This is a genomic window from Pseudomonas sp. RA_105y_Pfl2_P56 (genome assembly GCF_963970845.1).
GTDB lineage: Bacteria > Pseudomonadota > Gammaproteobacteria > Pseudomonadales > Pseudomonadaceae > Aquipseudomonas > Aquipseudomonas baetica_A.
Genome location: NZ_CAXAPL010000035.1, coordinates 19,555 through 45,210, shown reverse-complemented (window position 1 = coordinate 45,210; position 25,656 = coordinate 19,555). Strand labels below are relative to the sequence as shown.

Annotated in this window: 21 protein-coding genes; 9 read left to right on the top strand and 12 right to left on the bottom strand. The window is 60.2% G+C overall.

All coding sequences use genetic code 11. The features are described from left to right. Positions 1-88 precede the first annotated feature (88 nt). The 9 genes from AACY11_RS21355 to bioB form a co-directional block, all read right to left on the bottom strand. Entirely contained in the window at positions 89-1,885 is a 1,797-nt protein-coding gene (locus AACY11_RS21355) for an acyl-CoA dehydrogenase C-terminal domain-containing protein (RefSeq protein WP_339495675.1), read from the bottom strand. Positions 1,886-1,975: 90 nt separating this feature from the next. After that, positions 1,976-3,265: a GGDEF domain-containing protein gene (locus tag AACY11_RS21350; protein ID WP_339430231.1), complete on the bottom strand. Its 1,290-nt coding sequence runs from the start codon at positions 3,263-3,265 to the stop codon at positions 1,976-1,978. 222 nt (positions 3,266-3,487) lie between these two features. Then, positions 3,488-5,293: a phenylacyl-CoA dehydrogenase gene (locus AACY11_RS21345; RefSeq protein WP_339430232.1), complete on the bottom strand. Its 1,806-nt coding sequence runs from the start codon at positions 5,291-5,293 to the stop codon at positions 3,488-3,490. Positions 5,294-5,569: 276 nt separating this feature from the next. Beyond that, on the bottom strand, positions 5,570-5,866 hold the full coding sequence (locus AACY11_RS21340) for a pyrroloquinoline quinone biosynthesis protein PqqE (protein WP_221731127.1): 297 nt from the start codon (positions 5,864-5,866) through the stop codon (positions 5,570-5,572). Positions 5,867-5,974: 108 nt separating this feature from the next. Beyond that, on the bottom strand, positions 5,975-6,655 hold the full coding sequence (gene bioD, locus AACY11_RS21335) for a dethiobiotin synthase (protein WP_339495674.1): 681 nt from the start codon (positions 6,653-6,655) through the stop codon (positions 5,975-5,977). Continuing rightward, positions 6,652-7,464 (bottom strand): malonyl-ACP O-methyltransferase BioC, encoded by an 813-nt coding sequence (gene bioC, locus AACY11_RS21330; protein WP_339430234.1) that lies wholly within the window; start codon positions 7,462-7,464, stop codon positions 6,652-6,654. Before bioC ends, bioD begins: the two co-directional genes overlap by 4 nt. Continuing rightward, the gene (locus AACY11_RS21325) at positions 7,457-8,188 is read right to left on the bottom strand and encodes an alpha/beta fold hydrolase (protein WP_339430235.1); all 732 of its coding nucleotides are present in this window, start codon (positions 8,186-8,188) and stop codon (positions 7,457-7,459) included. The genes bioC and AACY11_RS21325 overlap by 8 nt, the downstream gene beginning before the upstream one ends. Continuing rightward, a complete protein-coding gene (bioF, locus tag AACY11_RS21320) occupies positions 8,181-9,359 on the bottom strand; it encodes an 8-amino-7-oxononanoate synthase (RefSeq protein WP_339495673.1) in 1,179 nt (392 codons plus the stop codon). The genes AACY11_RS21325 and bioF overlap by 8 nt, the downstream gene beginning before the upstream one ends. Before the next feature lie 158 nt (positions 9,360-9,517). Beyond that, the gene (bioB, locus tag AACY11_RS21315; RefSeq protein ID WP_339430237.1) at positions 9,518-10,573 is read right to left on the bottom strand and encodes a biotin synthase BioB; all 1,056 of its coding nucleotides are present in this window, start codon (positions 10,571-10,573) and stop codon (positions 9,518-9,520) included. Between the two features lie 90 nt (positions 10,574-10,663). Between bioB and AACY11_RS21310 the strand changes: the two genes are divergently transcribed. From AACY11_RS21310 to rarD, 5 genes are all read left to right on the top strand, one after another. Further along, on the top strand, positions 10,664-11,398 hold the full coding sequence (locus tag AACY11_RS21310; RefSeq protein WP_339464452.1) for a ComF family protein: 735 nt from the start codon (positions 10,664-10,666) through the stop codon (positions 11,396-11,398). A 91-nt stretch (positions 11,399-11,489) separates the two neighbouring features. Then, positions 11,490-12,254 carry a TOBE domain-containing protein gene (locus AACY11_RS21305; RefSeq protein ID WP_339430239.1) on the top strand — a complete coding sequence of 255 codons (765 nt, stop codon included), beginning with the start codon at positions 11,490-11,492 and terminating at the stop codon, positions 12,252-12,254. 70 nt (positions 12,255-12,324) lie between these two features. Beyond that, the gene (locus tag AACY11_RS21300; protein WP_339430240.1) at positions 12,325-14,226 is read left to right on the top strand and encodes a PhoX family protein; all 1,902 of its coding nucleotides are present in this window, start codon (positions 12,325-12,327) and stop codon (positions 14,224-14,226) included. A gap of 208 nt (positions 14,227-14,434) precedes the next feature. Further along, positions 14,435-15,409 carry a serine/threonine protein kinase gene (locus AACY11_RS21295; RefSeq protein WP_339495672.1) on the top strand — a complete coding sequence of 325 codons (975 nt, stop codon included), beginning with the start codon at positions 14,435-14,437 and terminating at the stop codon, positions 15,407-15,409. Between the two features lie 205 nt (positions 15,410-15,614). Further along, the gene (rarD, locus tag AACY11_RS21290) at positions 15,615-16,502 is read left to right on the top strand and encodes an EamA family transporter RarD (RefSeq protein ID WP_339430242.1); all 888 of its coding nucleotides are present in this window, start codon (positions 15,615-15,617) and stop codon (positions 16,500-16,502) included. A gap of 223 nt (positions 16,503-16,725) precedes the next feature. Here rarD and AACY11_RS21285 read toward each other — a convergent pair whose 3' ends face one another. Next, complete coding sequence (locus AACY11_RS21285) at positions 16,726-17,244, bottom strand: glycine cleavage system protein R (RefSeq protein ID WP_339495671.1); 519 nt, start codon at positions 17,242-17,244, stop codon at positions 16,726-16,728. Positions 17,245-17,697: 453 nt separating this feature from the next. Between AACY11_RS21285 and AACY11_RS21280 the strand changes: the two genes are divergently transcribed. Next, positions 17,698-19,875, top strand: a complete 2,178-nt coding sequence (locus AACY11_RS21280; protein ID WP_339495670.1) for a malate synthase G — start codon at positions 17,698-17,700, stop codon at positions 19,873-19,875. A gap of 117 nt (positions 19,876-19,992) precedes the next feature. On the opposite strand, the gene AACY11_RS21275 is transcribed toward AACY11_RS21280, so the two are convergent. Beyond that, a complete protein-coding gene (locus tag AACY11_RS21275) occupies positions 19,993-20,439 on the bottom strand; it encodes a response regulator (protein WP_339430245.1) in 447 nt (148 codons plus the stop codon). Between the two features lie 253 nt (positions 20,440-20,692). Here AACY11_RS21275 and AACY11_RS21270 point away from each other — a divergent pair, with 253 nt between their 5' ends. The 3 genes from AACY11_RS21270 to AACY11_RS21260 all read left to right on the top strand — a co-directional run bounded on the left by AACY11_RS21270 (position 20,693) and on the right by AACY11_RS21260 (position 24,052). Further along, positions 20,693-22,633, top strand: a complete 1,941-nt coding sequence (locus AACY11_RS21270; protein WP_339495669.1) for a putative nucleotidyltransferase substrate binding domain-containing protein — start codon at positions 20,693-20,695, stop codon at positions 22,631-22,633. After that, a complete protein-coding gene (locus AACY11_RS21265) occupies positions 22,630-23,337 on the top strand; it encodes a 3'-5' exonuclease (protein ID WP_339430247.1) in 708 nt (235 codons plus the stop codon). Before AACY11_RS21270 ends, AACY11_RS21265 begins: the two co-directional genes overlap by 4 nt. An 85-nt stretch (positions 23,338-23,422) precedes the next feature. Beyond that, positions 23,423-24,052, top strand: a complete 630-nt coding sequence (locus AACY11_RS21260) for a glutathione S-transferase (RefSeq protein ID WP_339430248.1) — start codon at positions 23,423-23,425, stop codon at positions 24,050-24,052. 175 nt (positions 24,053-24,227) lie between these two features. On the opposite strand, the gene creD is transcribed toward AACY11_RS21260, so the two are convergent. Continuing rightward, positions 24,228-25,598: a cell envelope integrity protein CreD gene (creD, locus tag AACY11_RS21255; RefSeq protein ID WP_339495668.1), complete on the bottom strand. Its 1,371-nt coding sequence runs from the start codon at positions 25,596-25,598 to the stop codon at positions 24,228-24,230. Between the last annotated feature and the right edge of the window lie 58 nt (positions 25,599-25,656).

The following is a 25,656-nucleotide window of genomic DNA, read 5'->3' as shown; positions in this document are numbered from 1 at the left end:
ACAAAAAAGACCGCAGCCTTCGCCAGCGACCCAGGTAAAACGCGATTACCTGGAGAAGCCGACGAAGGCGGCGATCTTTTTTTTGCGCTTAGAGCGCAAATAGCTCTGCCGGCAGTTTCATCAGACAATCGCTACCCGCCTCGACCGCCGCACGATGCGCCGCCGTGCGCGGCAATAGCCGTTTGAAATAGAACTCGCACGTTGCCAGTTTCCCCCGAAGGTAATCCGCCTCACCCTCGCCCGCGTCCAGTTGCGCCTGCGCCACCTGCGCCATGCGCAGCCATAGATAGCCGAGAATGATGTAGCCGCTGTACATCAGATAGTCCACCGAGGCGGCACCGACTTCGTCCGGGTTCTTCATCGCCGCCATGCCGACCTTCATGGTCAGGTCGCCCCACTGCTGGTTCAGCTCGTTGAGCTGAGCGACAAAACTGCCCAGTTGCGCATGCTCAGCATTCGCCGCGCAGAACTTGTGGACGATTTTAGTGAAGCCCCGCAGCAGCTTGCCCTGACTGCCAAGCACCTTGCGCCCGAGCAGATCGAGCGCCTGAATGCCGTTGGTGCCCTCGTAGATCGGCGCAATCCGGCAGTCGCGAACCAACTGCTCCATGCCCCATTCACGAATGAACCCATGCCCGCCGAACACCTGCATGCCGTGGTTGGTCACTTCCAGCCCGGTGTCAGTCATGAACGCTTTGCAGATCGGCGTGAGGAACGCCAACAGGTCTTCGGCGTCCTGACGCGCTTGGGCATCGCCGCTCAGGTGCGCGACATCGAGCATCTGCGCGGTGAAGTAGGTCAGTGCACGATTGCCTTCGTTGAAGGCTTTCATGGTCAACAGCATGCGCCGCACATCCGGGTGGACGATGATCGGGTCGGCCGCTTTGTCCGGGGCTTTGGCGCCGGTCAGTGAGCGCATCTGCAAGCGGTCATTGGCGTATTTGATCGCACCCTGGAAACTCGCCTCGCCCAGACACAGCCCCTGCATGCCGGTACCAAGCCGTGCGTGGTTCATCATGGTGAACATGCAGTTCAGGCCCTTGTTCGGCTCACCGATCAGGAAGCCCTTGGCGCCGTCGAAGTTCAGCACGCAGGTGGCTGAAGCCTTGATGCCCATTTTGTGTTCGATCGAACCGCAGGACACGCCATTGCGCTCACCGGCCTCACCCGCAGCATCCGGCAAGAACTTCGGCACGATGAACAGCGAAATGCCCTTGGTGCCCGCCGGCGCGTCCGGCAGTTTGGCCAATACCAGATGGATGATGTTGTCGCTCATGTCGTGCTCGCCGGCAGAGATGAAAATCTTGCTGCCGGTGACCGCGTAACTGCCGTCAGCCTGGGGCACGGCACGGGTCTTGATGATGCCCAGATCAGTGCCGCAATGGGCCTCGGTCAGGCACATGGTGCCGGTCCATTGGCCGGCGGTGAGTTTGCTCAGGTAAGTGTCTTTCTGCTCGGCGGTGCCGTGGGCGTGGATCGCTGACATTGCGCCGTGGGTCAGCCCCGGGTACATGCCCCAGGACGTGTTGCTGGAGCCGACCATTTCACTGATCACCAGCCCCAACGAGCTCGGCAGGCCCTGGCCGCCATAAGTCGGATCCGCCGCCAGACCGTGCCAGCCGCCCTCGACATATTGTGCGAAGGCCTGCTTGAAGCCCGTAGGCGTTGTCACCACACCGTTGTCGAAATGGCAGCCCTCTTCGTCACCGCTGCGATTGAGCGGTGCCAGAACGTTCTCACAGAACTTCGCGCCCTCTTCAAGGATCGCGTTGATCATGTCCGGGCTGGCGTCATACGCGCCGAGGGCGGCGTAGTTGGCGTGGAAGTCGAAGACGTGGTCGATCAGAAAGCGCATGTCGCGCAGGGGAGCTTTGTACTCGGGCATGGTGGCTTCTCCGTCAGCAGATTTCTTCAACCTACTGCCGGCCACCCTGCCCCACAATCATTGTCCAGACGCTGAATGCGCCGTCATCACTCAACCGGCGGCAGTGTCCATGCGCACCGCGCCACGGCGGTTCTGTCCGAACGCCACCACGCAGTTACGCCCCGCGCCCTTGGCGCTGTAGAGCGCCTCGTCCGCGGACTTGAGCACTTGTTCGGGGTTGCGCTGCTCCACTCGTTCGGCAACGCCGATGCTGACCGTGACCGAAACGCTGGAAGCACCAGAGCCGGCGCGGCGCTGACGACCTTGCTGATCGTCCTGCGGGCGGTTTTCCTGGTTGCGCAGTTGAATGTTGTAGGAAGCAATCGACTCGCGGATGACTTCCAGGTGCGGCATGCATTCCTCAAGGGTTTTGCCTGCAAACACCAGGGCGAATTCCTCACCGCCATAACGATACGCCCTACCGCCACCGCTGATTTTCGACAGCTTGCTGGCGACCAGACGCAAAACCTGGTCACCAACATCGTGGCCGTGGGTGTCGTTGAATTTCTTGAAGTGGTCGACGTCGCTCATCGCCAGCACGTAATTTCGGCCAAGGCGTTGCATGCGCTCGTTGAGCGCGCGCCGGCCCGGCAGCCCGGTCAGTTCATCGCGAAAGGCCATCTGATAAGCCTCGTGCGCCACCGCCGCCGCAATCATCAACATCACCTGACTGCACATGATGTTCAGGGTGAATGGCAGGATGAAGGTTTTCGGCAGCATCCAGAACACCCCGAGCAACCCGACCAGTTGCGCCGCGTGCAGCGGACGCGGATTGCGCCAGTACTGCCAGGCCAGCAACACAAAGGCCGAGATGAACACCGGATACGACAACTGGATCAGGCTCATCCACGCGCCGTGCAGCGCCGGCCAGCGGATTTCCGAAAGCCACATCAGCAGCGCTTGTGGGTAACTTTGCTCAAGCCCCAGCGCCACGCTGCCGAAGGCCAATAACACGGCAAACCGCGCGACCATGTCCTGAAACAAATGCGTACGCTCTTGCCAGGCAGCGAACACACCGAACAACAACGGCAGCAGCAGGCAGACCAGATGGAACACCACGGCAGCGTCTTCGCGCACCTTGCCGTTGTCGCGGTAATAATCGGTCTGGGTGTCGAGCAAAAAGTAGGCGATGTACACCGTGAGCATCAGAAACAGTTCGCGCTGACGTCGGTAAACCGCGCAGTAGGCACCGCCCAGCAGCAGCACCAGAGTCGGCAAAACGTTGAACAGCGACGTGAAGAACACGTTGAGGTCTTTGACGTACGCAGCCGCCAACCCCGCGAGCAACAACAGCAGTGAAGGTAGGAAATGGCTGAGACGTACAGCGGAAGAACGCGGCAAAGGGTAGAACTCCGACCCGGCAAAAGATGGCGTTGTGCCTGCATTTTGAGCAGTTGAGCACATGCGGTGTGACGCGCGTCACATCGAAGCCTCTTTAACGGCAGGAAATCGTCTTTTCTTAGCGTTTTAGTGGGGAATTTTCATCGCTTAAACAATTTTTCATCAGGCAAGAAAAAGCCGCTGCCCCGAAAGGAGCAGCGGCTGTGCAGACCGCGTTAAGGCTTAGTAGCCCAGCGCGAAATCTTCTTCTTTCATGTCCATCAGGTTGTTGGCGCCCGACAGCATGGTAGCCACGTGGGTACGGGTACGCGGCAGGATGCGCTGGAAGTAGAAGCGCGCGGTTTGCAGCTTGGCGGTGTAGAACGCTGCGTCGCCAGTGCCTTCTGCCAGCTTCTGGGCTGCCAGACGTGCCATGTCAGCCCAGAAGTAGGCCAGGCAGGCATAACCGGAGTACATCAGGTAGTCCACGGAAGCCGCGCCCACTTCTTCGCGATCTTTCATGGCGGCCATACCGACCTTCATGGTCAGTTCGCCCCACTCTTTGTTCAGTGCAGCCAGCGGTTCGACGAATTCCTTAACGGCTTCGTTGCCTTCGTTGGTCTGGCAGAACTTGTGGACGATCTTGGTGAAGCTTTTCAGGGCTTCGCCTTGAGTCATCAGCACTTTGCGGCCCAGCAGGTCGAGTGCCTGGATACCGGTGGTGCCTTCGTACAGCATCGAAATGCGGCTGTCGCGAACGTTCTGCTCCATGCCCCACTCGGCGATGAAGCCGTGGCCACCGTAGATCTGCACACCGTGGTTGGCCGATTCAAAACCGACTTCGGTCATGAACGCTTTGGCGATGGGCGTCATGAACGCCAGCAGTGCGTCGGCTTTCTTCTTCTCTTCTTCGTCCACGCCGTATTTGACGATGTCGACCTGTTTGGCGGTGAAGTACACCATCGCGCGGTTGCCTTCAGCGAAGGCCTTCATGGTCAACAGCATGCGGCGAACGTCAGGGTGCACGATGATCGGGTCAGCCGCTTTATCCGGCGCTTTCGGGCCGGTCAGGGAGCGCATTTGCAGACGATCGCGAGCGTATTTCAGGCCACCCTGGAAACCGATTTCGGCGTGGGCCAGACCTTGCAGCGCGGTACCCAGGCGAGCGGTGTTCATAAAGGTGAACATGCAGTTCAGGCCTTTGTTTGCCGGGCCGATCAGGAAACCGGTGGCGCCGTCGAAGTTCATCACGCAGGTGGCGTTACCGTGGATGCCCATCTTGTGTTCCAGCGAACCGCAGTTCACTGCGTTGCGCGCACCAAGAGTGCCGTCAGCGTTCGGCATGAACTTAGGAACGATGAACAGGGAAATGCCTTTGGTGCCGGCCGGTGCATCCGGCAGGCGGGCCAGTACGATGTGGACGATGTTGTCGGCCATGTCGTGTTCACCGGCCGAGATGAAGATCTTGGTGCCGGAAACTTTGTAGGAACCGTCGGCCTGAGGTTCAGCCTTGGTGCGCAACATGCCCAGGTCGGTGCCGCAGTGCGGTTCGGTCAGGCACATGGTGCCGGTCCACTCGCCGGAAACCAGTTTGGTCAGGTACGCCTCTTGCTGCTCAGGAGTGCCATGCTCGGAGATGGTGTTCATCGCGCCGTGCGACAGGCCTGGGTACATGCCCCACGACCAGTTGGCTTCGCCTACCATTTCGCTGACGGCCAGACCCAGCGACTCAGGCAGGCCTTGACCACCATGCTCAACGTCGTGCGCCAGGCTAGGCCAGCCGCCTTCGACGAATTGTTTGTAAGCTTCTTTGAAGCCAGTCGGAGTTTTCACACCGGACTCGCTCCAGGTGCAACCTTCGGTGTCGCCAACGCGGTTCAGCGGCGCCAGTACCTGCTCACAAAACTTGGCGCCTTCTTCGAGAATGGCGTCAACCATGTCTGGAGTTGCGTCTGCGCAAGCCGGAAGGCTCTGATAGTGCGCTTCGTAGCCGAGCAGTTCGTCACGAACGAAGCGAATATCACGCAAGGGGGCCTTGTAGTCAGGCATAGCGATAAACCTCTGCTTATGTAACCGGGAATGAACGACCGCGTAGATTTGTTGTGACGGTCAAACAGTTGTTTGAAACATACGTTTACGCCGAAATCTTGTCAAGCATCGATCTTTTGCCGTTCGTCATCGCGTCTTTCGAACGCCGGACACAGCAAACCGCCATGCGCTCGAAAGAGCCACGGGCGATAAAAAAAGATTAGTTGAGGGAGAAGGACTTACAACGAAAAACGCCGCGAACAGGCGCGGCGTCGGCAATGCATGAATGGCGAAAAATCAGGCGAAGGTGTCGATGATCGTACCGAGCATTTCATCGGAGGCCTTGGCGACTTTTGCCCCCAGTTCCACTTGAAACTTGCCTTGGGCCATCTCGACCATGTCGCTGCCCAGATCCATTTGCTGGCTGCGATCCACGCCACGCAGACGATCGACCTGCGCCTCGGAAGACTGGCTGGTAACCGAGCGCTCAATGGTATTGTTGGCGATCTGGCTAGCGGCCTGATCGACGCGGTTCTGCCCGGTCTGAATCGTACTCAGACCCGCATAAAAAGCTGTGTTACCGGAGATTTCCATGGAAGTTCTCATCCTTGGGAAGGATCAATAGGCGCCATTGAAACAGAGACGTCAGAAAAACACCCGTCAAAAACACTAATGGCACAGTGCCTGTTCATAGCTAAAAACTTAGTCAAGCAGATCCAATTGCAAATGCTCAGCTACGGCCTCAGCACTTAAAGCCTTCAACTTCGGCACGCGCCCCAGGCACGGCGCCGGAATCCGCTCAGCCAGCGTCGCCAGGTTCTCCTCCAGCCGCGAAGTCTTGGGCTCGATGATATTCGCCACCCACCCCGCCAGTTGCAGGCCATCCCGAGCAATCGCCTCAGCCGTCAGCAGCGCATGACTGATGCACCCCAACCGCACGCCCACTACCAGAATCACCGGCAGTTTCAGTGCAATGGCCAGGTCCGACAGATTGTCCTGATCCGCCAACGGCACCCGCCAGCCACCCGCGCCTTCGATCAGGGTGAAATCGGCATTCATCGCCAGAATCTCGCGCATCGGCGTAAGCAGCGATTGCACCGTCAGCGCGACACCCGCTTCGCGCGCTGCCAAATGTGGGGCAATCGCCGGTTCGAACGCCACCGGATTGACCTGTTGATAACTCAGCGGCAATGAACACTCGGCCAACAGCGCGAGCGCATCGGCGTTACGCAGCCCCTTTGGCGTCACCTCGCAACCGGAGGCGACCGGTTTGCCCGCCGCCGTGCTCAACCCTGCCGAACGCGCCGCACACAGCAACCCAGCGGCGACGGTGGTTTTGCCGACGTCGGTGTCCGTCCCGGTGATGAAATAGGCTGCGCTCATAAGGGTTTCTCCAACACGGCGTAAACCACTTGATAGGTCGCCGGCAGTCCCTGTGCCTGACGGAATTGCTCATAAGCCTCGACCAAACCAAGAATCCGCGCCCGCCCGGTCAACCCGTCCGGCCGGCCAGGATTGAGATTGTGCGCACCCAACGCCTTCAGTTCATGGGTCAGGCTGCGCACATCCGGGTAGTGCAGTACATGCGCCTGCTGCTCCAGACTTACGACGCGCAAACCACTGGCCGCACACAACTGTTCATATCGAGCGAACTCGCGGAAGCGGTTGACGTGCACCAGGCCATCAACCTGGCGCCAGCTATCGCGCAATTCGAACAACGTCCCGACACAAAGACTAGCAAACGCGAAAACACCACCCGGTTTCAGCACGCGAAAGGCTTCACTGAGCACCGCATCAAAATTCGCACACCACTGCACCGCGAGGCTGGAGAAGATCAGGTCACAGGTCGAATCCTGCAACGGTAGCCGCTCCGCATCGCCAGCGATGAAATGCTCGGCGCCGCCCAATGGACGCGCGTGATCGAGCATGCCCTCGGCGATGTCCAGTGCCAGCCCATGACTTGCGAAAAAACGCTCGGCCAAGGCGCGAGTGAAGTAGCCGGTGCCACACCCCATATCCAACCAGCGCGCCGGCCGGAAATCCACAGGTAGACGCCGCAGCAACTGTGTACCGACATCACGTTGCAACTCGGCGACACTGTCGTAGCTGGCCGCCGCGCGGGAGAAAGAGGCCGCGACCTGGCGCTTGTCAGGCAAGCCGCCGGGCAGCGCGACAAGAGACAAATCAGTCATCACCGCACTCATGTAAAAAAGCCTGGATCGCGCCCGCTACTCCGTGTGGGTCTTCCAGAAGAAACGCATGGCTGGCCTGTTCGATCAGACCAATTTCGATATCCGGCAACAGGGTGAACAACTCGCCCGCAGCCTCGGCTGGCACCAACCCGTCCTGACCGGCGAACAAATGCAACTGCGGCCCACGAAACGCCTGCAAGGCTTCACGGGTGTCCAGTTGTGCGAGTAACTCCAGCCCGGCCATCAATGTTGCAGGCGCCGTGTTCGGCGCAGCGCCGAGCATCAGCCGCGACAAGCCGCGCGGGTCTTGCGCGCCCTGGGCACACAGCAGCGAGAAACGCTTGAGGGTCAGCCGTGGGTCGGCATGGCAACCGGCGAGAAATGCATCGAAGGTTTCGCCGGGCATCGCGCTCGGCCATTGTTCGTGGGCGACAAAAGCAGGGTTGCTCGCCAGCGTCAGCAAACCGCAGCAGTGTTCGCCGCGGTGCGCTGCCAGTTCGGACGCGAGCATGCCGCCCAGCGACCAGCCACCGAGCCAGACATCTTGAGGAATGCGTTCATCGAGTTCGTCGAGCCAGTCTTGCAGATCACTGGAGTCGAGTTCCGGCAACGGTTCGATCTCGACATGCAAGTGTTCATCGAGTCCTTGCAATGCAGCAGCCAAAGGCTCCATCGGCGAAACACCGAGGCCCCAGCCGGGCAGTAGAATCAGGCGATCACGCATGGCTTGGCTCCGACGACAGTTGGGCTAAGCAATCGGCCAGTCCCTCTAACAATAGCTGCACCTGCGCCTCGCTGTGGGCGGCGGTCAGGGTCACACGCAGTCGTGCGCTACCGGCGGGCACGGTCGGAGGACGAATCGCGGTGACCATCAGCCCGCGCTCACGCAGCATCTGCGACAGACGCACAGCACGGCCGGCGTCGCCAACCATGATCGGCTGGATCGGCGTAAAGCTGTCCATCAACTCCAGACCGATCTGTTCAGCGCCGTGGCGGAACTGGCGGATCAGCGCCTGCAAATGCTCGCGACGCCAGTGTTCGCTACGCAGCAACTCCAGACTTTTCAAGGTTGCGCAGGCCAGCGCCGGCGGTTGACTGGTGGTGTAGATGTACGGACGGGCGAACTGGATCAGGCTCTCGATCAACGCTTCACTGCCGGCGACAAATGCGCCAGCCGTGCCGAAGGCCTTGCCCAGGGTGCCGACCAATACCGGCACATCGTCCAGGCCCAAACCGAAATGCTCGACAATCCCGCCGCCGTTGGCGCCCAACGGGCCGAAGCCATGGGCATCGTCGACCATCAGCCACGCGCCCTTGGCCTTGGCCTCACGGGCCAGCGCTGGCAAGTCGGCAAGATCGCCATCCATGCTGAACACGCCGTCGGTGACCACCAATGTATTGCCGGTGGCTTTCTCCAGACGCTTGGCCAGACTGCCGGCGTCGTTGTGCAAATAACGATTGAACCGCGCACCGGACAACAGCCCGGCGTCCAGCAATGAGGCGTGGTTGAGTCGGTCTTCCAGCACCGTATCACCCTGCCCGACCAGCGCCGTGACCGCGCCAAGGTTGGCCATGTAGCCCGTGGTAAACAGCAGCGCACGTGGGCGCCCGGTGAGATCGGCCAAGGCCTCTTCGAGTGCGTGATGTGGGCCGCTATGGCCGATCACCAGATGCGAGGCGCCCCCGCCAACGCCCCAGCGCTGGGCACCGGCGCGCCAGGCTTCGATCACTTGCGGGTGATTGGCCAGGCCCAGGTAGTCGTTGTTGCAGAACGCCAGCAATGGCTGGCCGTCGACCACCACATCGGGCCCTTGCGGGGATTCGAGCAGCGGGCGCTGGCGATAGAGATTTTCGGCACGGCGGGCAGCAAGGCGTGCGGCGAGATCGAAAGACATGCAGGCCTCGAGTGTCAGCACAAGTTTTCTAATGTGAGAGCGGGCTTGCTCGCGAAAGCCTCGTATCAGCCAACAACGCCTTTACTGACAGACCGATTTCGCGAGCAAGCCCGCCCTCACAGGGGTTTTGCATTCCTTCAAAGGAAACGGGGCAGGCTTCAAACCGCCGCGTTATAAAACTGCTCGCTGCTCTTGTGCTCAACCAACGCCTGCTCGATGGCCGCCTGATGCACTTCATCCGAATGCTCTTCGCGGGCTTCCGGCTCAATGCCCAGACGTGCGAACAACTGCATGTCCTTGTCAGCCTGCGGGTTGGCGGTGGTCAGCAATTTGTCACCGTAGAAAATCGAGTTGGCGCCCGCGAGGAATGCCAGGGCCTGCATCTGCTCGTTCATCGCTTCACGACCAGCGGACAGGCGCACGTGGGATTGCGGCATGAGAATGCGCGCCACCGCGAGCATGCGGATGAAGTCGAACGGATCGACGTCGTCGGCATTTTCCAGCGGCGTGCCAGCGACTTTGACCAGCATGTTGATCGGCACCGACTCCGGATGCTCCGGCAGGTTGGCCAACTGGATCAGCAGATTGGCGCGGTCGTCGAGCGACTCGCCCATGCCGAGGATGCCGCCGGAACAGATCTTCATCCCCGACTCACGCACGTAAGCCAGGGTTTGCAGGCGCTCGCCGTAAGTACGGGTGGTGATGATGCTGCCGTAGAACTCAGGCGAGGTGTCGAGGTTGTGGTTGTAGTAGTCGAGCCCGGCCTTGGCCAGCGCTTGGGTTTGATCCTGATCGAGACGACCGAGGGTCATGCAGGTTTCCAGGCCCATGGCTTTCACACCTTCGACCATCTGCAGCACATACGGCATGTCTTTGGCCGATGGGTGTTTCCACGCCGCGCCCATGCAGAAGCGGGTCGACCCGATGGCTTTGGCGCGTGCCGCCTCTTCGAGGACTTTCTGCACTTCCATCAGTTTTTCTTTTTCAAGGCCGGTGTTGTAGTGACCAGACTGCGGGCAGTACTTGCAGTCTTCCGGGCAGGCACCCGTCTTGATCGACAACAACGTCGAGACCTGCACACGGTTAGCGTTGAAATGGGCGCGGTGCACCGTCTGAGCCTGAAACAGCAGGTCGTTGAATGGCTGTACGAAGAGTGCTTTGACTTCGGCCAGTGACCAGTCGTGACGCAGGGTGGCAGTGGTGCTCGCGCTCATGGGTATTTCCTTGGTTATGCTTGGCTGGCGACTGGGAAACGGAATACCCACAGTCGCTACACGGATGTTCGGCATATTTAAGGAAGAGCCATGCGCTGTCAACCACGATACGAAGGACAAGTTTACATCTGTTTAAAAAACGTACAGACCTGTTTGCTGTGCGATGAGCCGGCAGAGGCAGAAACGCCAATGTGCATGGCCTGCGAAGCCGAATTGCCTTGGCTCATGGGCCAATGCCGGACCTGCGCTTTGCCGCTGCCTGAATCCGGCCTGACTTGCGCAGACTGCCTGCTAGAGCCACCGGCGTTCGAACAGGTCGCTGTGCCGTGGCTTTATGGCTTTCCCGTGGACAGTCTGATTACGCGTTTTAAACACAACGCAAAATGGCCGTTTGGCCACCTGCTCGCCGACGTTCTCGGACAATACCTGCAATATCGCTTTGATGAAGATCTGCCTCGCCCCGACGTGTTGTTACCGGTGCCACTCGCCAGCAAACGTCTGCGTCAACGCGGCTTCAATCAAGCGGCGATGCTGGCGCGGTGGTTGAGCCTAAAACTGGACCTGCCTTGCGATGAGCAGGTGCTGTGCAGGATTCAAGACACCCGCGCGCAACAGGATCTGGATGCCAAGGCGCGAAAACGCAATTTGCGCAATGCTTTCGCTTTGACGCCCCAGGCGGATGTACGCGGCCGGCATCTGGCATTGATCGATGACGTGCTGACCACCGGCGCCACGGCTCAGGCGCTCGCTCGATTGTTAATGAACGCCGGCGCGGCAAGGGTTGATGTGTATTGCCTGGCGCGCACCCCGAAATCCGGATCCTGATCAGGCAACCGGCCCTGCGGGCAGGGGCTTGACTCACGCGTTGCCAGCGGCCAATTTCACCTCCCATCGCCAAAGTCAAAAGCGTCCCCCCATGTCCATGCCTTCCCTGTTGTCCCAGCACATCGTCCGACGGCCGCAGCGCATTGCCCTGCTGCAACACATCGCTGAACAGGGCTCGATCACCCGTGCCGCGAAAAGCGCAGGCTTGAGCTACAAAGCCGCGTGGGACGCCATCGATGAGCTGAACAACCTGGCGCAAAAACCCTTGGTCGAGCGTGCGGTGGGCGGTAAGGGCGGCGGCGGGGCCAAACTGTCCAGCGAAGGTGAGCGGGTGCTGCGCCTTTATCAAAAGCTGCAGGCCTTACAGGCGCAGGTGCTGGAAGCGGCGGAAGATGCCAGCGACCTCGACCTGCTCGGTCGACTGATGCTGCGCACCAGCGCGCGCAACCAGTTGCACGGCAAAGTCGTGGCGATCGCCGGCCAGGGTCGCAATGACCTGATCCGCCTGGAGTTGGCCGAAGGTCTTTGCCTCAACGCGCAGATCACCCACGACAGCACCGTGCACCTGGAGCTGCAACCGGGCACTGAAGTGGTGGCGCTGATCAAGGCAGGCTGGCTCGAATTGCTGAGCATCGAGCAACCTGCAACATCTGGTCACAATCTTCTGCGCGGCACGATTGAAGCCATTCTCGACGCTGAAGACGGCCCCAGCGAAGTGCGCATCGCCCTGCCCAACGGCCACACGCTCTGCGCCCTGGCTGAGCCGCTGCAACTTCGCACACGCGGACTGAACGTTGAGCAACCGGTGCACGTACAGTTCTCGCCGTCCAACGTGCTGATCGGCACGCCGCTGTAGGGTCGGCCTGCAACAAAAACTTCATCGCTCCCCATTAAGGTGGCTGCCAAAACCAAGCAGGGAGCCTGATGTGAGCCTATTAGAAGAAAACCAATCCACTGACCTGGAAAAAATGGTCGGCCTCAGCCGTCGCGGCTTCATCGGCGCCGGCGCGCTGTGCGGCGCGGCCATGTTTCTCGGTGGCAGCCTGTTGAGCCGCAGCGCGCTGGCCACAGGCGTCAGCGCCGGCAACAGCCGCTTGCTTGGCTTTGAAAGCATTAGCGCCGCGACCACCGACGTCATTACCCTGCCCAAAGGCTATAAGTCCTCGGTACTGATCAGTTGGGGCCAACCGCTGCACAAGAACGGCCCGGCTTTCGATCCGAGTGGCAACGGCACCGCCGCCGCGCAGGAAGTGCAGTTCGGTGACAACAACGACGGCATGAGCCTGTTCGAATTCCCGGATGACAGAAACCGCGCGTTGATGGCGATCAACAACGAATACACCAACTATCGCTACCTCTACCCGCACGGCGGCATGCCGCAATCGGCCGAAGACGTGCGCAAAGCCCTGGCCTGCGAAGGCGTGTCGGTGATTGAAGTGCAACGCAAGAACGGCCAGTGGCAATTCGTTCAAGGCTCGCGCTACAACCGCCGCATCCACGGCAACTCGCCACTGCGTATCAGCGGCCCGGCCGCGGGTCACGACCTGCTGAAAACCCGTGCCGACAAACACGGCAAAAAAGTCCTCGGCACCTTCCAGAACTGCGCCAACGGTAAAACGCCGTGGGGCACGTATCTGACGTGCGAAGAAAACTTCACCGACTGCTTCGGCAGCAGCAACGCCCAGCAGCAGTTCGACCCGGCGCAAAAACGCTACGGTGTCTCGGCGGCCAGCCGCGAGATCAACTGGCACCCGTTTGACCCGCGTTTCGACATGGCCAAGAACCCCAACGAACTCAACCGCCATGGCTGGGTGGTCGAGATCGACCCGTTCGATCCGCAGTCGACCCCGGTCAAACGCACGGCCCTGGGCCGCTTCAAACATGAAAACGCGGCCCTGGCCGAAACCGACGACGGCCGCGCCGTGGTGTACATGGGCGATGACGAGCGTGGCGAGTTCATCTACAAATTCGTCAGCCGCGACCGCATCAACCACCGCAACGCCAAGGCCAACCGCAATATCCTCGATCACGGCACCCTGTACGTGGCGAAGTTCGATGCCGGTGACGGCAACCCGGACCATCCGAAAGGCCAGGGCCAGTGGATCGAGTTGACCCACGGCAAGAACGGCATCGACGCCAGCAGCGGTTTTGCCGATCAGGCCGAAGTGCTGATCCATGCGCGCCTCGCGGCCAGTGTGGTCGGCGCAACACGCATGGACCGTCCAGAATGGATCGTGGTCAGCCCGAAGGACGGCCAGGTTTATTGCACCCTGACCAACAACGCCAAGCGCGGCGAGGACGGGCAACCGGTGGGCGGGCCGAACCCGCGGGAGAAAAACGTCTACGGGCAGATCCTGCGCTGGCGCACCGACCGCGACGATCATGCGTCGAAGACATTCGCCTGGGATCTGTTCGTGGTCGCCGGCAACCCGGGCGTGCACGCCGGCACGCCGAAGGCTGGCTCGTCGAATATCACTCCGCAGAACATGTTCAACAGCCCGGATGGCCTGGGTTTCGACAAGGCCGGGCGGTTGTGGATTCTGACCGACGGTGACTCCAGCAACGCCGGGGACTTTGCCGGGATGGGTAACAACCAGATGCTTTGCGCTGACCCTGCGACCGGTGAAATTCGCCGGTTCATGGTCGGGCCGATTGGTTGTGAAGTGACCGGGATCAGCTTCTCGCCGGATCAGAAAACCCTGTTTGTCGGGATTCAGCATCCCGGCGAAAACGGCGGTTCGACTTTCCCCGAGCATCTGCCGAACGGCAAACCGCGCTCTTCGGTGATTGCGATTACCCGTGAAGACGGCGCAATAGTCGGCGCCTGACAAACGGCTTTCGCGAGCAAGCCCCACACACATTGGATCTGTGCCGCATTGAAGATTGCAGGTACACAGAAAATCCACTGTGGGTGGGGGCTTGCTCCCGAAGGGGCCCTTACAGGCAGCCTACCATTCAAGGCAAAACCCTCAACCCTTACAGTCTGCGTTACCATGCCGGGCCGGACGCGGCAGCCTGCTGCGCGCAGGAGTCAGCATGGCCCATCCGTTTGAAACCCTCACACCCGACCTCGTCCTCGATGCCGTTGAAAGCATCGGTTTTTTGAGCGATGCACGCATTCTGGCGCTCAACAGCTACGAGAACCGCGTCTATCAGGTCGGCATCGAAGACGGCGAACCGCTGATCGCCAAGTTCTACCGGCCGCAGCGCTGGACCAACGAAGCCATCCTCGAAGAACACAAGTTCACCTTCGAACTGGCCGACGTCGAGATCCCGGTGGTGGCGCCGCTGATCCACAACGGCGAAACCCTGCACGAACACGCCGGTTTCCGCTTCACCCTGTTCCCGCGTCGCGGTGGCCGGGCGCCGGAGCCGGGCAATCTCGATCAGTTGTATCGCCTCGGCCAGTTGCTCGGGCGCATTCATGCCGTCGGTGCGACCAAACCGTTCGAACACCGCGAAGCCCTCGGCGTACAGAACTTCGGCCATGCCTCGCTGACCACGTTGCTCGAAGGCAACTTCATTCCCAAGAGCCTGTTGCCGGCCTACGAATCGGTCGCCCGGGACCTGCTTAAACGTGTTGAAGACGTCTACGCCGCCACGCCGCACCAGAACATCCGCATGCACGGCGACTGTCACCCCGGCAACATGATGTGCCGCGACGAGATGTTCCACATCGTCGACCTCGACGATTGCCGCATGGGTCCGGCGGTGCAGGACATCTGGATGATGCTCGCCGGTGATCGCCAGGAGTGTCTGGGGCAGTTGTCGGAGCTGATGGACGGCTACAACGAATTCCACGACTTCGACCCACGCGAACTGGCGCTGATCGAGCCGCTGCGCGCCCTGCGCCTGATGCATTACAGCGCCTGGCTGGCGCGCCGCTGGGACGACCCGGCGTTTCCACACAGTTTTCCGTGGTTCGGCACCGAGCGCTATTGGGGCGATCAGGTGCTGGCGTTGCGTGAGCAGTTGTCGGCACTCAATGAAGAACCGCTGAAACTGTTCTGATTCACCACACCCCCTGTAGAAGAGGGCTTGCTCCCGAAGACGGTCTGACATTCAACATTGATGTTGGCTGACACAGCGCCTTCGGGAGCAAGCCCCCTCCCACATTTATCCAGTGTTCACAATTTTCCGACCTTCTCGCTAAGGCATTCACCGACAAACCTCCTTACAATCCCTGCTTTGTTAGCTGCCTAAGCAAGGATTCTGCATGCAAGCCGCCAACCCGCGTCGCGGGTACATTCTGGGCCTGAGTGCCTACATCATCTGGGGCCTGTTCCCGATCTACTTCAAAGCCATCGCCGAAGTCCCGGCGGTCGAGATCATCATCCATCGCGTGCTGTGGTCGGCGCTGTTCGGCGCACTGCTGCTGATGGTGTGGAAACACCCGGGCTGGTTGCGCGAATTGCTCGACAACCCCAAGCGGCTGGCGATTCTGGCCTTGAGCGGCACGCTGATCGCCGCCAACTGGCTGACCTATGTGTGGTCGGTGAACAACGGGCGCATGCTTGAAGCGAGTCTGGGTTATTACATCAACCCGCTGGTAAACGTGCTGCTGGGGATGTTGATTCTCGGCGAACGCCTGCGGCGCATGCAGTGGGTCGCGGTGGGTCTGGCGGCGGTCGGTGTGGCGCAGCAGGTGTGGCAGGTCGGCAGTCTGCCGTGGGTGTCGCTGGTGCTGGCACTGACCTTCGGTTTCTACGGGCTGATCCGCAAGCAGGCACCGGTCAAGGCGTTGCCGGGGCTGGTGGTGGAAACCTGGATGCTGGTGCCGATTGCCGTCGCATGGCTGCTGTTCAACCCGACCGCGACCAGCGCTCAACCCGAGTTCTGGACGACGTCCGAAGCCTGGTGGCTGGTGGCGGCCGGCCCGGTGACGTTGATTCCGTTGGTGTGCTTCAACGCCGCCACCCGGCACTTGCCCTACACCACTATCGGCTTCCTGCAATACCTGGCGCCCACCCTGGTGTTGTTGCAAGCGGTGTTGCTGTTTGGTGAGCACTTGTCGTCCAGCACCTTGGTGGCGTTTATCTTCATTTGGGCCGGTCTGGCCGTCTACAGCGTCGATGCGTGGATAAGTCTGCGCCGACGCAGCTGATCAAAAAACGCACAACACTTCGCAGGCCACGGTTCTCGTGGCCTGTATCGTTCCTTCCCAAGCTTATCCACAGCGTGATCCCCGCCGTTTGTGCGCAACTCACTGAATACTGGCGATTTTTTGATCAGTATCCGCAAAACCACGGCGGGCGTGGCGTTGCGGGCAGTCTCTACAGGTTATCCACAGGCAGGTGCACGTTTAAACTGGATAACCCGTGCAGCGCCTAAACCTCTGTGCGTAATACCAGTTCCACCATCAAATCATCGGCCAGGGTTTCAAGGCGCGATTGCAGCACGTCGAGCGACAGCGTCAGCGGCACCGCGAGAATCGCTTCGGCATGGAACAACGGCTCGCTGCTCATCGGTGCCGGCCGCACTTCGGTCACCAGACGTTCGAGGTTTACACCCTGCTCGCTCAGCAAGCGGGTGATGTCGCGCACAATGCCCGGGCGATCATTGCCCACCAGTTCCATGGCGATCGGTTTCCAGGTGCAGGATTGCTCGATACCACTTTCGGCAATCAACACGCGAATGCCATGCGTCGACAGTGTTTGTAGGGCATCGACTAATTCGTCGTAAGCCTCTGCCGGCACGCCGACCCGCAGAATCCCGGCAAACTGCCCGGCCATCCGCGACATGCGGCTTTCCAGCCAGTTACCCCCATGCTCGGCGATACATTGGGCGATGCGCTCTACCTGCCCGGGCTTGTCCGGGGCGAAAACAGTGAGTACGAGATGGTCCATGGCGCAGCCCTCTTGTCATGACTTTTGTTATAGAAGGGCAAGTATAGGCAAGGGATGAACAGTCGCCTCAGACGCTCGAGACAACAAATCGTGTACAAGTTTTTATATTTAGCTGGAACAATCCATTGGTTTTTTGAGAACATCCCGTTCCGCGCTGTGACCGCAATGCGTCATGGAGTCGCAGAACGACGTTATTAGTCTCATTTTCACAAGCGCAACGCATCATGTAGTATGCCTCGGCGCGCACTACATAACGCTGGATCGATGTCTGCCCAAGGCACGTTCGCAACCCTGAAAGCCCCGTCATCAAGGCCCCAAGCCGTTGATTGGTCCCAGCCCAGCCGCCAGCAATGGCATGTACTGGTCGGAAGGTTTGTGGTTTAAATGGCCAGAGGCTTCATTGTTAAATTGAAGAGCTGAAAAGCGAAATAGCTGAGCAGAGTGAGGCAAGCAATGACTGAACACGTTCAAGTCGGTGGCCTGCAGGTCGCCAAAGTCCTGTTCGACTTCGTGAACAACGAAGCCATTCCCGGTACCGGCCTCACCGCCGACGCATTCTGGGAAGGTGCCGACAAGGTCATTCACGACCTGGCACCGAAGAACAAAGCCCTACTCGCCAAACGCGATGACTTCCAGGCTCGCATTGATGCCTGGCATCAGGAACACGCAGGCCAGGCGCACGACGCCGTAGCCTACAAAGCCTTCTTGCAGGAAATCGGTTATCTGCTGCCAGAAGCGGCTGATTTCCAGGCAACAACGCAAAACGTCGATGACGAAATCGCCCGTACCGCCGGCCCGCAACTCGTGGTTCCGGTGATGAACGCCCGCTTTGCGCTCAATGCTTCGAACGCCCGCTGGGGTTCGCTGTATGACGCCCTTTACGGCACCGACGCGATCAGCGAAGACGGTGGCGCGCAAAAAGGCCAAGGCTACAACAAGGTGCGCGGCGACAAAGTCATCGCCTTCGCCCGTGCATTCCTCGACGAAGCCGCGCCACTGGCCGCGGGCTCCCACGTCGATTCGACCGGTTACAAAATCGCTGACGGCAAACTGCTGGTCACCCTCAAGGGCGGCAGCAACAGCGGTCTGCGTGACGATGCTCAACTGATCGGTTTCCAGGGCGACGCCAACGCGCCAATCGCGATCCTGCTGAAACACAACGGTCTGCATTTCGAAATCCAGATCGACGCCAGCACCCCGGTCGGCCAGACCGATGCCGCCGGCGTCAAAGACGTCCTGATGGAAGCGGCGCTGACCACCATCATGGACTGCGAAGACTCCGTGGCGGCCGTCGATGCCGACGACAAAGTGGTGATCTACCGCAACTGGCTCGGCCTGATGAAGGGCGATCTGTCGGAAGAAGTCGCCAAGGGCGGCCAGCGCTTCAAACGCACCATGAACCCGGATCGCAGCTACACCACGCCCACTGGCGGTGAAGTGACTCTGCACGGCCGCTCGCTGTTGTTCGTGCGCAACGTCGGCCACCTGATGACCATTGACGCGATTCTCGACAAAGACGGCAACGAAGTGCCGGAAGGCATTCTCGACGGTCTGCTGACGTGCCTGGCGGCCATGCACAACCTCAACGGCAACACGTCGCGCAAGAACACCCGCACCGGTTCCGTCTACATCGTCAAACCGAAAATGCACGGCCCGCAAGAAGCGGCGTTCACCAACGAACTGTTCGGCCGCATCGAAGACGTGCTGGGTCTCAAACGCAACACGCTGAAAGTCGGGATCATGGACGAGGAGCGCCGCACCACGGTCAACCTCAAGGCTTGCATCAAGGCTGCCAGCGAGCGCGTGGTGTTCATCAACACCGGTTTTCTCGACCGCACCGGCGATGAAATCCACACCTCCATGGAAGCCGGCCCGATGGTGCGCAAGGCCGACATGAAGGCTGAGAAGTGGATCGGCGCCTACGAGAACTGGAACGTTGATATCGGTCTGAGCACCGGCCTGCAAGGTCGCGCACAAATCGGTAAAGGCATGTGGGCCATGCCGGACCTGATGGCGGCGATGCTCGAGCAGAAAATCGCTCACCCGCTGGCCGGTGCCAACACCGCATGGGTCCCCTCGCCGACCGCCGCCGCGCTGCACGCGCTGCACTACCACAAGGTCGACGTGTTCGCCCGTCAGGCCGAACTGGCCAAACGTGCCCGCGCTTCGGTGGACGACATCCTGACCATCCCGCTGGCGGTCAACCCGAACTGGACGCCGGAGCAGATCAAGAACGAACTGGACAACAACGCCCAGGGCATTCTCGGTTACGTGGTGCGCTGGATCGATCAGGGCGTCGGTTGCTCGAAAGTGCCGGACATCAATGACGTCGGCCTGATGGAAGACCGTGCCACGCTGCGTATCTCCAGCCAGCACATCGCCAACTGGCTGCGCCACGGTATCGTCACCGAAGCGCAAGTGATGGAAAGCCTCAAGCGCATGGCGCCGGTGGTGGATCGTCAGAACGCCAACGACCCGCTGTACCGCCCGCTGGCACCGAACTTCGACAGCAACATCGCCTTCCAGGCGGCGGTCGAACTGGTGATCGAAGGCACCAAGCAGCCCAACGGCTATACCGAGCCGGTGCTGCACCGCCGTCGTCGCGAGTTCAAGGCTGCCAACGGCCTGTAACCCTGCGTAGATGCCGGACATGAAAAAGCCCTGATCGGAAGATCGGGGCTTTTTTATGGTTCATCACAACCACTGGAGATCCATTGTGAGAGCGGGTTTTTCGGTGTGGCTTGAACGTCAGGGGTCGATCCCCAATTCGTGTTTGACCAGACCGAGCAACTTGCCCGTATCAATGGGTTTGAGCAGAAAGTCCACCACGCTCAAATGCATCGCCGCAATGGCGTCCTTCACATCGGCATCGCCAGACACAATGATGATCGGCATCGCTGCCCTTACCGACTCACGCACCTGGCGAATCAAGTCCAACCCACCGACATTGCCCATGCGCAAATCGGTGATCAACAGACCAATCGATGGTTTCTCCGCCAGCATCTTCAGCGCGGCCTCGCCACTGGCAGCGGTCAGGCACCGAATGCCGTCCAAGGCCAGAATCTCCGACAACAGCTCCCGAGCGTCCTTGTCGTCATCGACGATCAATACACGCTGCGCAGGAGGGTCAGGTTCGAGCATTACAGCACTGAGCGCTTCACGCTCGGCGTCGCTCAAAATATCGTGGTCGGGCATAGCGTTCTCTACGTTTTCAAATCATCACCTGGCACAGTCGTCAGACAACGCCAGGCAGAGCTTCAATGTGCACTTCGTCGGATTTTTTTCCAAGAGGTCGGACAGAAGAATTCCCGACTGATTTTGTAGGGCACTTCCCAAATATGCCCAACGGCATGACGAACCTAGACTTACGTCCAATGGGCACCCTGCACGAGGGGGCCGACCATGGGGGCAACGATCCGACAACAACAATTCGAAAAAGACTGCGGTAATGGTTATGAGTAAAGCGGACGCCTTCACCCAGGCTGGGAAAACCGCCGTGTTGCAGAACATTCAGGGCACCCTGCAGTTTCTCCAGCGCTTCCCGCCCTTCAATCAAATGGAACACGCCCACCTGGCTTATCTGGTGGAGCAATGTCAGCTGCGTTTCTACGGGCAGGGCGAGAGCATCATCAAACCCGCCGATGGCCCGGTCGAACACTTCTATATCGTCAAGCAGGGCCGCGTCGTCGGCGAACGCCCGCACACGGCCAAGGGCGGCACCGAGACCACCTTTGAAATCACCACCGGCGAGTGCTTTCCCCTGGCCGCGTTGCTGGGTGAGCGAGCGACACGCACCGCGCACTTGGCCGGCGAGGACACCTTCTGCCTGCAACTGAACAAACTGGCGTTCATCAAACTGTTCGCCCTCTCCAATGCCTTCCGCGACTTCGCCTTGCGCGGGGTCAGCAGCCTGCTCGATCAAGTCAACCAGCAAGTCCAGCAGAAAGCCGTGGAAACCCTCGGCACGCAATACTCGCTCAACACCCGTCTCGGTGAACTGGCCATGCGTCACCCGGTGACGTGCAGCCCTGCCATGCCACTGCGTGCAGCGGTGAAGCTGATGCACGAGCAACAGGTCGGCAGCATCGTCGTGGTGGATGAGCACAAAGCGCCGCTGGGGATTTTCACCCTGCGCGACCTGCGTCATGTGGTGGCCGACGGTGTGGCCGATTTCGGCGAAGCCATCGAGCGCCACATGACCCAGGCGCCCTTCTATCTTTCGCCCAACCACAGCGCCTTCGACGCGGCCATTGCCATGACCGAAAGGCACATCGCCCACGTCTGCCTGGTCAAGGATCAGCGCCTGTGCGGCGTGGTGTCCGAGCGCGATCTGTTTTCCTTGCAGCGGGTCGATCTGGTGCATCTGGCCCGAACGATCCGCAGCGCGCAACGCATCGAGCAACTGGTGATCCTGCGCGGCGAGATCGGCCAACTGGTCGAGCGCATGCTCGCCCACGGCGCCTCTTCAACCCAGATCACCCACATCATCACCCTGCTCAACGATCACACCGTGTGCCGCGTAATCGAACTGACCCTCGCCGAAAAAGGCGACCCGGGCATACCGTTCAGTTGGCTGTGTTTCGGCAGCGAAGGCCGGCGCGAGCAAACGCTGCACACCGATCAGGACAACGGCATTCTGTTCGACGCCCGCGATGCCGTGCATGCAGCAGAGATTCGCGCAAAGTTGCTGCCAATTGCCCAGCAGATCAATCAGAGCCTGGCGCAATGCGGCTTCACCCTGTGCAAGGGCAACATCATGGCCGGCAATCCTGAGCTGTGTTTGTCCCGGGCAGAATGGGCGCGGCGGTTCGCGGCATTCATTCGCGAGGCGACGCCGGAGAATCTGCTCGGGTCGAGCATTTACTTCGATCTGCGCGTGGTCTGGGGCGATGAACAGGGTTGCGCGCAACTGCGCCGGGGGATTCTCGATCAGGTCGGCGACAACCGTTTGTTCCAGCGCATGATGGCCGACAACGCCTTGCGTAATCGCCCGCCGGTCGGGCGTTTCCGCGAGTTTGTGCTGGCGCGCAAGAATGGCGAGAAAGCCACCCTCGATCTGAAGGTCCAGGGCCTGACGCCGTTTGTGGACGGCGCACGATTGCTCGCGCTGGCCAACGGCATCGACGCCAACAACACCCTCGAGCGCTTGCGCCAACTGGTGGATAAAGAAGTCATTGAACCGCTGGACGGCGCGGCGTATGAAGAGGCTTATCACTTCATTCAGCAAACGCGCATGCAGCAGCATCAGATCCAGACGCGCGAGAACCTGCCGTACTCCAACCGTGTCGACCCCGACAGCCTCAATCATCTGGATCGACGCATCCTGCGCGAATCCCTGCGCCAGGCTCAACGCCTGCAAAGCAGCCTGACCCTGCGGTATCAGTTATGAGCCTGTTCTCGTGGCTGCGGCCGGCCAGTGCGGCGCTGCCAGCGGATCTGCAGCAACGCCTGGGGCAACTGCCGGCGATCAGCGAGCTGAGTGAATGCAGCCTGCGCGAACAACGCTGGGTCGTGCTGGACCTGGAAACCACCGGGCTGAACCTGAACAAGGATCGGGTGTTGTCGATTGGCGCCGTGGTGATCGAGGACGGCGCGATCGATTTCAGCCAGCAGTTCGAACGCACGCTGCAATGTCGTGAACTCAAGCTCAGTCCCAGTGTGTTGATCCACGGTCTGGGGCCCAACGCGATTGCCGCCGGCAGCGATCCGGCCGAGGCATTGCTGGCGTTCATGGAGTTTGCCGGTGACAGCCCCGTGCTGGCGTTCCATGCGCCATTCGACCAGCACATGCTTGGGCGGGCACTGAAGGAACATCTGCGGCACAAGTTGCAGCATGTGTTTCTGGATGTCGCCGAGATTGCGCCGATGCTGTGCCCGCAAGCGAACATTCGTGAGGCCGGGCTGGATGAGTGGATCGACTGGTTCAAGCTTGAGGTGTTCGAGCGACATAACGCGAGTGCCGATGCGCTGGCGACGGCAGAGCTGGCGTTGATTCTCTTCAGCCGAGCACGGGGGCAGCAGATTGATAGCCCATTGAATCTTCAACAGCGCTTGAGCCAGTGGAAGCGACGGCGGCAGGTGCCGTCCTTCTAGATCGTCACCCATCAAATCCCTCGCCAGGTACGCCGCATCTGACTAGGCTAACCTCCTGCTCTTCGTCGACCACCGAGGTTCACCCATGTCCACACCCAGCATGACCCTGTTCCACAACACGCTCTCCCCGTTCGTTCGCAAAGTGATGGTGATGCTGCACGAAACTGGCCAGCAGGATCGCGTCACCTTGCAAGACTGTGTCCTCAGCCCGGTCAGCCCGAGTGCCGAGCTCAACGCCGACAACCCGTTGGGCAAGATCCCGGCCCTGCGTCTGGCCGACGGCAATGTCATCCATGACAGCCGCGTGATCCTCGACTACCTCGACCACCAACACGTCGGCAATCCGCTGATCCCCCGTGACGGCTCGGCCCGCTGGCGCCGCCTGACCCTGGCCTCGATGGCCGACGGGATCATGGATGCGTCGGTGATGGTGCGTTACGAGCAGGTGCTGCGTGCCCCGGAAAAACACTGGGACGAGTGGATCGAGGCCCAGCGCGACAAGATCCGTCGCACCCTGGCCCTGCTGGAAAGTGATGCGATTGCCGAGCTGACCTGCCATTTCGATATTGCTGCGATCAGCGTGGCCTGTGCCCTGGGTTACCTCGACCTGCGCTTCCCGGATCTGGGCTGGCGCGAGGCCAATCCGCAATTGGCCCACTGGTTCACTGAAGTGAGCTTGCGACCGTCCATGATCGCGACCCTGCCCAAACCTTAAATCGGCGGCGCTTGTTCCGGCCTCTTCGCGAGCAAGCCCGCTCCCACACTGGATTTCGGTAGGCAGGTTCTGTGTGTGGCTTGCCAGCGATGGCACCACCGCGGTGCCGGCGGAAGTGACGCAAAGATCAGCGTCACCAACACCTCAGCCTCTCGCTGATCCTCACGCAACCCGCTCATTGCATCGCCCCCACGTCAAACTCCAGTGGTTTGGCCGGTTTCTGACCGATCCCGTACCAATCCAGTTTGCGCGTCAGCACCATGAACACGCCGAGCAAGCCGAACAGCAACAGCGAGCCCATCAGCAGCGCGTAATCCTCGGCGCTGAGCAACCCGTAAAGCAGGCCATACAACCCTGCCAATCCCGCCGAAAAACACAAACCGTGTCGCACGCTGTGCAAGACGTGGCAGACGTAAAACCCGATCAATAACACGCAGCCACTGGCCGACAGCAGATACGCCAGGGCAAAGCCGATGTGCTCCGACAACGACAGCAGCAACAGATAAAAAAACGCCAGCGCCACACCCACCAACGCGTATTGCACCGGGTGCACTGCCAGGCTCTTGAGCACTTCGAACAGGAAGAAACCGGCGAACGTCAGGACAATGAACAGCAGCGCATATTTGATCGCCCGGTCACTCTTCAGATACTGATCCACCGGATCGATGAAACTCACCCCGAAGCTGCGGGCATTGAACCCATCGCAATCATTGCCGCTCACGCAACGGCTCATGGCGTCTTGCAGGTTGGTAGAAAAAAACGTGGTCTGCCAGTCGGCGCTGAAACCGGCGTCGTTGATTTCACGTTTGGCCGGGAGGAAGTTGCCGATGAAGCTGGGGTGCGGCCAGTTGGCAGTGAGGCTAACGCTGCTGCTCCTGCCCACCGGTAGCACCTGCAACGAACCGGTGCCTTGCAGGCGCAGATCGAAACCGAACGCCAGTTCGTTGGCTTTACGGGTATCGAGCAGTGGCAGCGTTACCCGCACCCCCTCACCCAGCCAACCGACCTGAGTACCGGGAACGAAGTCCAGACGCTGGCCGTCGAGCTCCAGTTTCAAAGCGTTTTCGATCCCGCGAATGTCGCTGATGCCGACCGCCAGAAACGGCGCATCGAACTGGTAATCGCTGAAATCTTCCTGGATGCCCAATTGCGCCGGTAGCGAAAAACTGCCGGTGATGCGGTTATCGGCATGGAACAACCGCGCCTCGTAGATACCCCGGGCACGCAGTTCGGTTTGCACCTGGCCATCGAGTTCGAAGCGCTCGGGCAAAAAATACAAACGCCCACGCTCCTCGCTTGGTTCGTCGTAACGCTGCTCGGTCTTGTCGTTGATCTTCCAGTTGTGAATCACTTTGCGATACGGCACCACCATCACCGGCCCGCTCAATTGCTGGCTGTAACTGGAACTGCGGGCAATGTCTTCCAGCACCCCGTCGCGCCGTTGCTGGCGGTCATCGATGATGCCGTCAATCATCAGCAGCGGTATCAGCAACAGCAGGATCAACAGGGCAACAGCCCCGAGTTTGATAGTCAGATTTCGATTCATGACGACGCTCCCTGGTTGGAATGCGGCCAGTCTGGGAGTGCTTTGTGGTTTTGCTATG

Excerpts from the sequence above, each read along its gene's own strand:
- AACY11_RS21355 (WP_339495675.1), bottom strand. The coding sequence starts at position 1,885 with ATGCCCGAGTACAAAGCTCCCCTGCGCGACATGCGCTTTCTGATCGAC.
- AACY11_RS21345 (WP_339430232.1), bottom strand. The coding sequence starts at position 5,293 with ATGCCTGACTACAAGGCCCCCTTGCGTGATATTCGCTTCGTTCGTGAC.
- AACY11_RS21340 (WP_221731127.1), bottom strand. The coding sequence starts at position 5,866 with ATGGAAATCTCCGGTAACACAGCTTTTTATGCGGGTCTGAGTACGATT.
- bioD (WP_339495674.1), bottom strand. The coding sequence starts at position 6,655 with ATGAGCGCAGCCTATTTCATCACCGGGACGGACACCGACGTCGGCAAA.
- bioC (WP_339430234.1), bottom strand. The coding sequence starts at position 7,464 with ATGACTGATTTGTCTCTTGTCGCGCTGCCCGGCGGCTTGCCTGACAAG.
- AACY11_RS21325 (WP_339430235.1), bottom strand. The coding sequence starts at position 8,188 with ATGCGTGATCGCCTGATTCTACTGCCCGGCTGGGGCCTCGGTGTTTCG.
- bioF (WP_339495673.1), bottom strand. The coding sequence starts at position 9,359 with ATGTCTTTCGATCTCGCCGCACGCCTTGCTGCCCGCCGTGCCGAAAAT.
- bioB (WP_339430237.1), bottom strand. The coding sequence starts at position 10,573 with ATGAGCGCGAGCACCACTGCCACCCTGCGTCACGACTGGTCACTGGCC.
- AACY11_RS21310 (WP_339464452.1), top strand. The coding sequence starts at position 10,664 with ATGCGCTGTCAACCACGATACGAAGGACAAGTTTACATCTGTTTAAAA.
- AACY11_RS21305 (WP_339430239.1), top strand. The coding sequence starts at position 11,490 with ATGTCCATGCCTTCCCTGTTGTCCCAGCACATCGTCCGACGGCCGCAG.
- AACY11_RS21295 (WP_339495672.1), top strand. The coding sequence starts at position 14,435 with ATGGCCCATCCGTTTGAAACCCTCACACCCGACCTCGTCCTCGATGCC.
- rarD (WP_339430242.1), top strand. The coding sequence starts at position 15,615 with ATGCAAGCCGCCAACCCGCGTCGCGGGTACATTCTGGGCCTGAGTGCC.
- AACY11_RS21285 (WP_339495671.1), bottom strand. The coding sequence starts at position 17,244 with ATGGACCATCTCGTACTCACTGTTTTCGCCCCGGACAAGCCCGGGCAG.
- AACY11_RS21280 (WP_339495670.1), top strand. The coding sequence starts at position 17,698 with ATGACTGAACACGTTCAAGTCGGTGGCCTGCAGGTCGCCAAAGTCCTG.
- AACY11_RS21275 (WP_339430245.1), bottom strand. The coding sequence starts at position 20,439 with ATGCCCGACCACGATATTTTGAGCGACGCCGAGCGTGAAGCGCTCAGT.
- AACY11_RS21270 (WP_339495669.1), top strand. The coding sequence starts at position 20,693 with ATGGTTATGAGTAAAGCGGACGCCTTCACCCAGGCTGGGAAAACCGCC.
- AACY11_RS21265 (WP_339430247.1), top strand. The coding sequence starts at position 22,630 with ATGAGCCTGTTCTCGTGGCTGCGGCCGGCCAGTGCGGCGCTGCCAGCG.
- AACY11_RS21260 (WP_339430248.1), top strand. The coding sequence starts at position 23,423 with ATGTCCACACCCAGCATGACCCTGTTCCACAACACGCTCTCCCCGTTC.
- creD (WP_339495668.1), bottom strand. The coding sequence starts at position 25,598 with ATGAATCGAAATCTGACTATCAAACTCGGGGCTGTTGCCCTGTTGATC.